At 75.9% G+C, this 8,239-nt stretch carries 6 protein-coding genes; 3 read left to right on the top strand and 3 right to left on the bottom strand.

The genetic code is table 11. The features are described 5' to 3' along the window. The 3 genes from BAW75_RS28100 to BAW75_RS28090 all read left to right on the top strand — a co-directional run. Positions 1-327 (top strand): cellulose binding domain-containing protein (locus tag BAW75_RS28100; RefSeq protein WP_208635326.1); only part of this gene is annotated, 327 nt, incomplete at its 5' end. Between the two features lie 277 nt (positions 328-604). Beyond that, positions 605-2,794, top strand: coding sequence for an ATP-binding protein (locus BAW75_RS28095; RefSeq protein WP_104115526.1), 2,190 nt, complete (start codon positions 605-607; stop codon positions 2,792-2,794). Then, a complete protein-coding gene (locus tag BAW75_RS28090; protein WP_104115525.1) occupies positions 2,791-4,812 on the top strand; it encodes an ATP-binding protein in 2,022 nt (673 codons plus the stop codon). The genes BAW75_RS28095 and BAW75_RS28090 overlap by 4 nt, the downstream gene beginning before the upstream one ends. A gap of 32 nt (positions 4,813-4,844) precedes the next feature. On the opposite strand, the gene BAW75_RS28085 is transcribed toward BAW75_RS28090, so the two are convergent. The 3 genes from BAW75_RS28085 to BAW75_RS28075 form a co-directional block, all read right to left on the bottom strand. Further along, entirely contained in the window at positions 4,845-7,169 is a 2,325-nt protein-coding gene (locus BAW75_RS28085; protein ID WP_104115524.1) for a hypothetical protein, read from the bottom strand. Position 7,170: 1 nt separating this feature from the next. Beyond that, the gene (locus BAW75_RS28080; protein ID WP_176722919.1) at positions 7,171-7,806 is read right to left on the bottom strand and encodes a helix-turn-helix transcriptional regulator; all 636 of its coding nucleotides are present in this window, start codon (positions 7,804-7,806) and stop codon (positions 7,171-7,173) included. 119 nt (positions 7,807-7,925) lie between these two features. Next, positions 7,926-8,225 carry a YbaB/EbfC family nucleoid-associated protein gene (locus BAW75_RS28075; RefSeq protein WP_373888002.1) on the bottom strand — a complete coding sequence of 100 codons (300 nt, stop codon included), beginning with the start codon at positions 8,223-8,225 and terminating at the stop codon, positions 7,926-7,928. Positions 8,226-8,239 lie beyond the last annotated feature (14 nt).

The following is an 8,239-nucleotide window of genomic DNA, read 5'->3' as shown; positions in this document are numbered from 1 at the left end:
CCCCCGCCCACCCCCCCGCCCCCCGGCGGAGGCCCGTCCTGTTCGGCCTCATACGTGGTGCAGGACCAGTGGAACGGCGGGTTCGTCGCCACCGTCACCGTCACCGCCGGCAACACGGCGCTGACCGGCTGGCGCGTGACGCTCGCCCTGCCGGGCGGCGCGTCGATCAGCTCGTTGTGGAACGGTGTGCCCAGCGGCACCAGCGGCACTGTCACCGTGGCGAACCAGAGCTACAACGGGCAGGTCGGCGCGGGCCAGACCACCACCTTCGGATTCCAGGGCGCCGGCAACGGCAGCGGCGCCACCGTCACGTGCGCCGGAAGCTGAGACGCGACTGACACGGCGGCGACCGGCCCGGCGGGAGGTGAGTAACGTCTCGCCGGGCACCGGGCGGGTGCCGGGCCGCCGTCGCGGCCGGTGCGCGCCCGCCGCCGGAAGGCCCCTGCTAGCGCGATCGGCAGGGGCCTTCCGCGATCGCGCGGCGCACCGGAATGCCATGTGCCGTAAGGGTTCCGGCCATGTCGACGAAGTTGACATAGTGGATGGGTGAGCTAGGGTTCCGCCCGGATGGTTGTCACCGGGACAGGGTCACCACGAGGACGGCATGACGGCACAGTGCAGTGGCTTCGACATCCGCTTGCTGGGCCCCCTCCGGGTCACGTACGCCGGGCAGGAACTGACGCTGCGGTCGGCCCAGCGCCGGGCCGTCTTCACCGCGCTCGCCCTCACCCCGCAGCGGGGACTGTCCAAGGACGAGCTGATCGCCGCCGTCTGGGGCGACCGACCGCCGGCCAGCGCGCAGGGCAACCTCTACACGTACGTCTCCGCGCTGCGCCGGGTGCTCGAACCCGATCGCGACCGCTGGTCCTCCGGCGGCGTGCTCACGTCCGAGGGTGGCGGTTACCGCCTGCACGTCGCGGCGGACTCCGTCGACGTCCACCGCTTCGAGCGCCTGCGCGAACGCGCCCGCACGCCCCGCGCCGCCGGTGACGTGGCCGGCGAGCTGGCCGCGCTCGACGCCGCGCTCGCCGAGTGGCGCGGTGACGAGGCGCTGGTCGGCGTCCCCGGGCCCCGGGCGGCCAGCCAGCGTGTCCGGCTCGGCGAGCTGTACCTGACCTCGGTGGAGCGGCGGACGGAGCTGATGCTGGGCCTCGGGCGCGCCGCCGAGGTCGTCGACCGCCTGCTCTCGCTCGTCGAACGCCACCCCGGCCGGGAGAGCCTGTACGCGGTGACCATGCGGGCGCTCGCCGCGCAGGGCCGCACCGCCGACGCACGCGCGCTCTACGCCACTCTCCGGGACCGTCTGGTGGCGGAGTCGGGCACCGAGCCCGGCGCCGCCGTCCGCCAGATCCACGAACAGATGCTCGGCACCGATCCCACCGCGACGCGCGGACACATCCCGGCGCCGCCCTCACTCCCCGGCTTCCAGGGGCGTACGGCTGCGCTGGCCCGGCTGCGGCAGGCGGTCACCGCGCTCGCGGCCGGGCGCGGGGGCAGCGTCTGGATCAGCGGCGAGGCGGGCATCGGCAAGTCGGCACTGCTCGCCGAGGGGCTGCGCGACGCGGCGCCGCTCGGCGTCCAGGTCGGCTGGGGCGTCGGCGACGAGCTGGCGTACCGGATGCCGCTGAGCATCATGCTGGAGTGCCTGTCGCTGGGCGACGACGCCGGCCTGCCCGCCTCGCTGCACGACTGCTCCGGCGGGGCGCCACCGACCATGACGGTCGTCGACACGGTCCAGCGGTTCGTGGTGGCGCGCTGCGCCGAACGGCCGCTGCTGCTCGTCCTGGACGACCTCCAGTGGGCCGACGACCTGTCCCTGCTGGTCTGGCACGCGCTGCACAACCTCACCGGGCGGCTGCCGTTGCTGCTCGTCTCCGCCTGCCGCCCGGTGCCCGCCGGCTACGAGGTGCGGCTCCTGCGCAGGGTGCTGCCCCGCAACGGCACCGCGCTCGTCGAACTCGGCCCGCTGGACGACGACACGGCGACCCGGCTGGCGCGTTCCTGGACCCGCCCGCCCGGCCCGGGCGCGGACACCGTACGCGCGCTCGTCGCGGCCGCCGCCGGCAATCCGTTCTATCTCCGCCAGCTCGTGCTCGCCGACCGCGACGGCCGGACCGCCGACACGCCCGGGCCCGAGCTGACCGAAGCCGTCAACCGGCACCTGCAACCGCTTGCCGACGACACCCGGCAGCTGCTGCGGGCGATCGCGTTCCTGGGCAACAACTATCTGGTCACCGACCTCGCCGCGGTCACCGGCAAGTCGGCGCCGCAGCTCGTCCCGGCGGTGGAGGAGGCGCTCGCCGCCGGGGTGCTCGTCGAGGACGGCCGCCGCCTGCGGTTCCGGCACCCGGTGATCCGCCGGGTGCTGCGCGGCGCGATCCCGACCGCGCTGCGGGTGCTGATGCACAGGCAGTTCGCGCAGCGGATCGCCGAGGCCGGCGGCGACCTCGGCCGGGTCGCCGGCCAGCTGCTGGCCGGGCCGGTGCCGGTGGACGCCTGGGTGCAGGGATGGCTGACCGCCCACGCCGCGCAGCTCAGCGCCGCCGCCCCCGCGCCGGCCATCGCGGTGCTGCGGCACGCCGTCGCCTCACCGGGCCTCTCCGCGTCGTCCCGCGAGTTGCTCACCGCGCAACTGGCCCGGGTGCTGCACCGCTGCGGCCTTCCCGCCCGGGCCGAGGCGACCTGGGTGTCGGCGCACACCGGGGACGCCGCGACGCGCGCCGAGATGAGCCGGATCGCCGGCTCCGACGACCCGCCCCGCAGCGCCGGGCAGGCCGTCGTCGGCCGCTCGTGACGGACCTGCGCGTCAACGTCCTGGGGCCGGTACGCGCCTGGCGCGGCGAAGCCGAGATCGACCTGGGACCGGCCCGGCGGCGGGCCCTGTTCGCGATGCTCGCCGCCAACGCCAACCGGCCGGTCACCCGGGGCGAGCTGATCCGGGCGCTGTGGGGCGGCTCCGCGCCCGGCGCCGCTGCCGGCAACGTCTACACGTACGTCTCCGGCCTGCGGCGCAGCCTGGGGACGGCCGGCGGGCGGCTGCTGTCCGGCCGGGCCGGTTACACGCTGCGGCTCGAACCGGGCGCGCTCGACGCCGACCGGTTCGTGTCGCTGTGCGAGGCGGCCGAGGCGCCCGCCGCCGCGGGCCGGCCCGGCGAGGCGGTGGCGCTGCTCGACGAGGCGCTCGCGCTGTGGCACGGCGACGCGTACGCCAACGTGGCCGCGCTGTTCGCGGAGCTCGACCGGCACCGCCTGGCGGAGCTGCAGATCGCCGCGGCGGAGCGGCGGGCCCGGCTGATCCTCGACGGTGGGTGTGACGAGAGCCCGATCGCCGACCTGACCGCCCTGGTCCGCGACCACCCGCTGCACGAGCCGTTCCACGAGCTGCTGATGCGCGCGTTGCACCGGGCCGGTCGCGGCACCGAGGCGCTCGACGTCTACCACGCGGCGCGCCGGGTGCTGGCCGACGAGCTCGGCGTCGAGCCCGGTACGGCGATGCGCGAGCTGCAGAGCCGGATTCTCACCGAGTCGGGACCGACCGCCGCGGTCGCCGTCGTCGCCCGTCCGGTCGCGCCGCGTCGCCGCCGCCTCGTCGGACGCGACGGCGAGCTGGAGCTGCTGCGCGACCTGCTCGGGACGGCGCGCGAGGGACGCAGCGCGATCGTGTGGATCGAGGGTGAGCCCGGCATCGGCAAGTCCGCGCTGCTGGACGCGGCGCTGCACGAGGCGCGGACCCTCGGCCTGCGGGTCGCGCGTGGCGTCGCCGAGGAACTGAGCAGCCGTATCCCGCTGCACGTGATGCGGGCAGCGCTGGGCGAGGAGGCGGTACCGCACGACGAGCCGGGCGCGGCGCTCGACCGGGTGCTCGCACACGTCCGTCGGCTGACCGCCGCCGGTCCGCTGGTGCTGGCCGTCGAGCGCCTCCAGTGGGCCGACGAGGCGAGCCTGCTGGCCTGGGAACGGCTGGCCGCGCTGACCCGGTGGCTGCCGTTGCTGCTCGTCGCGACGACCCGGCCCGAGCCCGGCCGCCGCGACCTGGCCCGGCTGCGGCGGGGCGTGGCGACACGTGACGGGCACCTGATCCGGCTCGCTCCCCTGCCCCGGGCGGACATCGAGCAGATCTTCGGCACCGCGGTGGGTGTCCCGCCCGGCGCGACGCTGCGGTCGCTCGCGCCGCTGACCGGCGGCAACCCGCTGTACGCGCGGGAGCTGGTGAGCGGTCTGGTGGCGGAGGACGGCGTACGGGTGGTCGACGGGCTCGCCGAGGTCGACGCGCGGGCCGACGGCATGCCGCGCTCGCTCGTGGACACCGTCCGGGCCAGCCTCGACCACCTCTCCCCCGGCGCCCGGGATGCGCTGCGGTACGCGGCCCTGCTCGGCGACGAGTTCGCCGTCGCCGACCTCGCCGCGGTCACCGGGCGGACGCCGTTCGACCTGATGGCCGACCTGGAGGAGGCGGTCGCCGCGACAGTTCTCGTGGGCGCGGGCCGCGAGCTGGCGTTCCGGCAGCCGGTGCTGCGGCGGGCGCTCGCCGGGAGCATCCCCGCCGCGCTGCGGCCGACCTTGCACCGGTACGCGGCACAGGCGCTCGCGGACAACGGCAGCGCCGCCGCCCGGGTCGCCGGACACCTGCTCGCCGGGCCGCCCGAGGTCGACGACTGGCAGGTGGGCTGGCTCGTCGCGCACAGCGAGGAGGTGTTCCGGCAGGCGCCGGGGCCGGCCCGCGAGTTGTTCCGCCGGGCCCTGGCCAGCGGCCGGTGCGCGCCGGACCAGCGGGAGACGCTCGCCGCGTTCCTGGACGGCCTGGGCGGCTAGCGCCGTTCCTGGACGGCCTGGGCCGCTAGCGCTCAGCGCAGCCCGGGGACGCCGACGAAGCGGCGCGCCGCAGCCGGCGGGACCGGCGTGCCGGGGCCGGCGCCGCCCGCGACGTGCCGGTCCAGGGCGGCCAGGGCCAGGGCGTCGTACCGCGCCCGCCCGTCGGCCGCCGCGTCACCGGCGGACAGCTCACGCAGCAGCAGCCGCCCGGGAGCCCCGGCGGCCGGCTCCCGCACTTGGAGCACCGCGAAGGCCGTGCCGGGCAGGAAGAGGACGCGGGACGGCACGCCGTCGCCGGTCTCCAGCGCGCCCGTGCGCCGGCCGGTGGCCGACCAGATCAGCACCTCGACGTCTCCCGGCAGGTCGGCGGGCGGTTCGGCGAGCGCGTTGGTGAACCCCCAGTCGGTCAGCACCCGGCGCTGCGCGATCCGGCGCAGGTCCGCCCGGGTCAGGTCGGCGGCGGCGTACGTGACGCCACTGTGCACCGGCAGCGGGCGCGTACCGGCGGCCACGCACCTGGCGAACGGCACGTGTCCACCCGGCTCGGCGGACCGCAGCGCCTGGTCGACGCCATCCCCCGCGGCGGTCAGGTAGAGGCGGACCGCTGTGGCGTACTCCAGCGCGTCCGCGCCGTCCGGCAGGGCCGGGTGCGCCGCGAGCACGCGGGCGACGTCGGCGGCGAGCGCGGCGAGCTGGCGCCGGAACGCGCGGCGGAACCAGGCCCGCTCCTCGTCGAGGTCGGGACCGGGGCGTACGCCCCGCGCCTCGTCGACCGGGGTGCGCTGGAAGCGGGCGGGCGCCACCGTCGGCCGGTGCACCGGCAGCGCCATCGTCGGAGCGCTCGCCCAGGTCACGCCCCCGCCACCCGCCCCGGCCACGCCGAGGAGGGCCGCCTCCGCCCCGGCCAAGGCGGAGAAGGCCGCGGCCGCTCCGGCCACGGCGGGACGGGGCGCGTCTCCTCGGGACACTGCGGGTCGGGCCGCGTGTGCGTCAGTCACTGCGGACACGGCCACCTCGGGGGCCACCGGCGCGGCGACCGGGCCGGCCACAGTGAGGTCGACCGGCGGTGGGGCGGGAACCGGGGGCACGAGGGCCTGAACCGCCGCGTGCCGGCGCGCCCCGTGCGGCGGGGCCGGTGCCCGGGCCGGCGCCACCGCCGAGGACGGCCGCACCGCCGTACGCCCGCGGGTGGCCGGGTCGAGCCGCGCGGCCAGGTCGGCGGCCAGTTCCCGGTGGCGGTCGGCCACCGCCGGCGCCGGGTCGTCCACGACCAGCCGGGCCTGCGCCGGGTCCAGCGGGACGGCACGGATCCGGTCGGCGTCGCGGGACGGCAGCGGAGCACGCAGCCAGAGCCCGGACGGGATCACCTCGACCACCGCGTCGTGGGCGTACTGGTAGACGCCGGGACCGACCGGCTCGCCGAGTTCCGCTGGCGCGCGGTGGCTGAGGATGCGCGGCGTCGCCGCCGCCCCGAGCGCCGTCCGGGGACCGTACGCCAGTTCCCGCGCGAAGACCTGCCAGCCGGGACCACCGTCGGCGGTGACGGTGAACATGGCCGGGTCGTCCGGGCGGCCGGTGGGCACGCCGGTGAAGACCCGCACCGCACAGCCCAGCACCTCGGCGAGCGCCTGGCCGAACTGCTCGCCGTCGGGCAGCGCTACCGGCCCGTACTGGATGAAGCGGGCGTGCTCGCGGCCCTGCGGCGCGAGTCCACGCCAGAACCGGGCGACGTCGTCGAGCCGCAGCGGGGCGGTGCCGGGGCAGCCCACCAGGACCGGCATCGCGTCCGGCAGGCACGCCATGGCCGAGGTCAGGCGGCCGCCGTGGGCGGCGATCGTCGCCTCGTCGCGGCTGTCGCGCAGCCAGACGCCACCCGGCAGCGGCTCCACGGCGCAGGTGGAGCTGATGGTGAGGTGGTCGGTGGCGGCGCCGTCCCAGGCCGGCGCCGGATAGCGCTTCGACTGCCAGGCCGGCGCCCGGCCCCGCCGGTAGCAGACCCAGCCGCCGAGGTCAGTGCCGTGCACGAAGAGCAGCCCCGCCGCGCCCGGGATCATCCGCCCGAACGGCGCGATCACCGGCCGGCCCAGCCGGTCGGAGAGCCACTGCCCGGCGAGCGCCCCGGTCTCCGGGCGCGCGCCGCAGACCACCAGCCGGATGCCCCGGCGCAGGCGCTGCCGGCGCAGCTCGGTCGCGACCGTGTCCCAGACGTCGAAGGGCAACTCGTGCTGCAGGTCGAGGATCACGATGTCGTTGTCCGGATCCGGGTCCACCGACAGCGCGACCGTACGGGCCTCCGGGCTGATCCGTTCCCGGGGGTGCAGCACCAGGGCGTTCCCGACGGTGTGGCGGGTGATCACCTCAGATCATGCCGGAGCGCAGGGCGTAGGCGACCGCGTGCGAGCGGTTGCGCAGCTTCAGGCGGTGGTTGAGGCCGTAGATGACGTTCTTCACGGTACGTTCGGAGTAGCGCAGCTCGTCGGCGATCTCGTTGGTGTCGAAGCCCTCGGCCATCAGCCGGAGCACGTCGATCTCGCGCGCGGTGAGCCCCGAGGCGTTGAGCCCGTTCGGGTTGAGCACGTCGCGCTGGAGCCGTTCGATGTGCTTGAGCAGTTCGCCCACCAGGTTCGGGGGCAGCACGCCGCCGCCGGAGGCGGCCGCCAGCACGCTGTGCGCGAGGCGTTCGGCGGTGACCGCCGCGCGTGGCAGGACCGCCACCACCCGGCACTCCACGGCGGTCAGCAGCTCTTGCTCGCTGATGTCGGTGGTGATCAGCACGACGGGCGCGCCGATCTCGGTCGCGGCGAGGCGCAGCATGGCGATCACGTCGGTGGTGAGGCGGTCCGCCGCGACGATCAGCACCTGCGCGCGGGTCCGGTCCGCGCTGTCCAGCAGCGTGACGTCCGACCGCGACCGGAGGTGGGCGGTCAGCCCGGTGTGGGTCAGCGGGTCCGGCGCGTGCACAAAGACGGCAACTTGCTCCACAGCCATCTCCATCACTGTCAGTAGGGGCTGACAGTCTCGTGGAGACTCCTTCAGGAAATCTCCACAGTGGTGCCGCGAGGCGCGGCAACCCGTGAAGATAGGCACGTAATCGCTGGTCAGACTTTTTTCAGTCAGTGAAGATTGATTTCGACGGGACCCATCTTCTCCGTGGCGAGCTTCCCGGCGTTCGCGCCGGCGGCTTGGATCGCCTCCATGATCGCCGTTTGCAGTGACGCGGCGTCACGCTGCTCGTACACCCGGGGGTCGACCCGGACGGCCTGGACCTTGCCCAGGCCACTGGCCATGACCACGACCGTGCCGTCCTGGGAGCGGCCGGTGACGATCGCCTTCTCCAGCTCCGTCTGCGCCGCGCGCATCTGGTCCTCGAGCCGCTGCGCGTTCTCCATGAACTCCTGGAACGAGGGCGGGATCGGCTTGGCTTCGG

It is taken from the genome of Micromonospora chalcea (assembly GCF_002926165.1).
In the GTDB taxonomy this organism is placed as follows: domain Bacteria; phylum Actinomycetota; class Actinomycetes; order Mycobacteriales; family Micromonosporaceae; genus Micromonospora; species Micromonospora chalcea.
This window is presented reverse-complemented; position numbering and strand designations above follow the sequence as displayed.

Bases quoted from the DNA above. Each gene is read 5' to 3' on its own strand.
- BAW75_RS28095 (WP_104115526.1), top strand. From the start codon at position 605: ATGACGGCACAGTGCAGTGGCTTCGACATCCGCTTGCTGGGCCCCCTC.
- BAW75_RS28080 (WP_176722919.1), bottom strand. From the start codon at position 7,806: ATGGAGATGGCTGTGGAGCAAGTTGCCGTCTTTGTGCACGCGCCGGAC.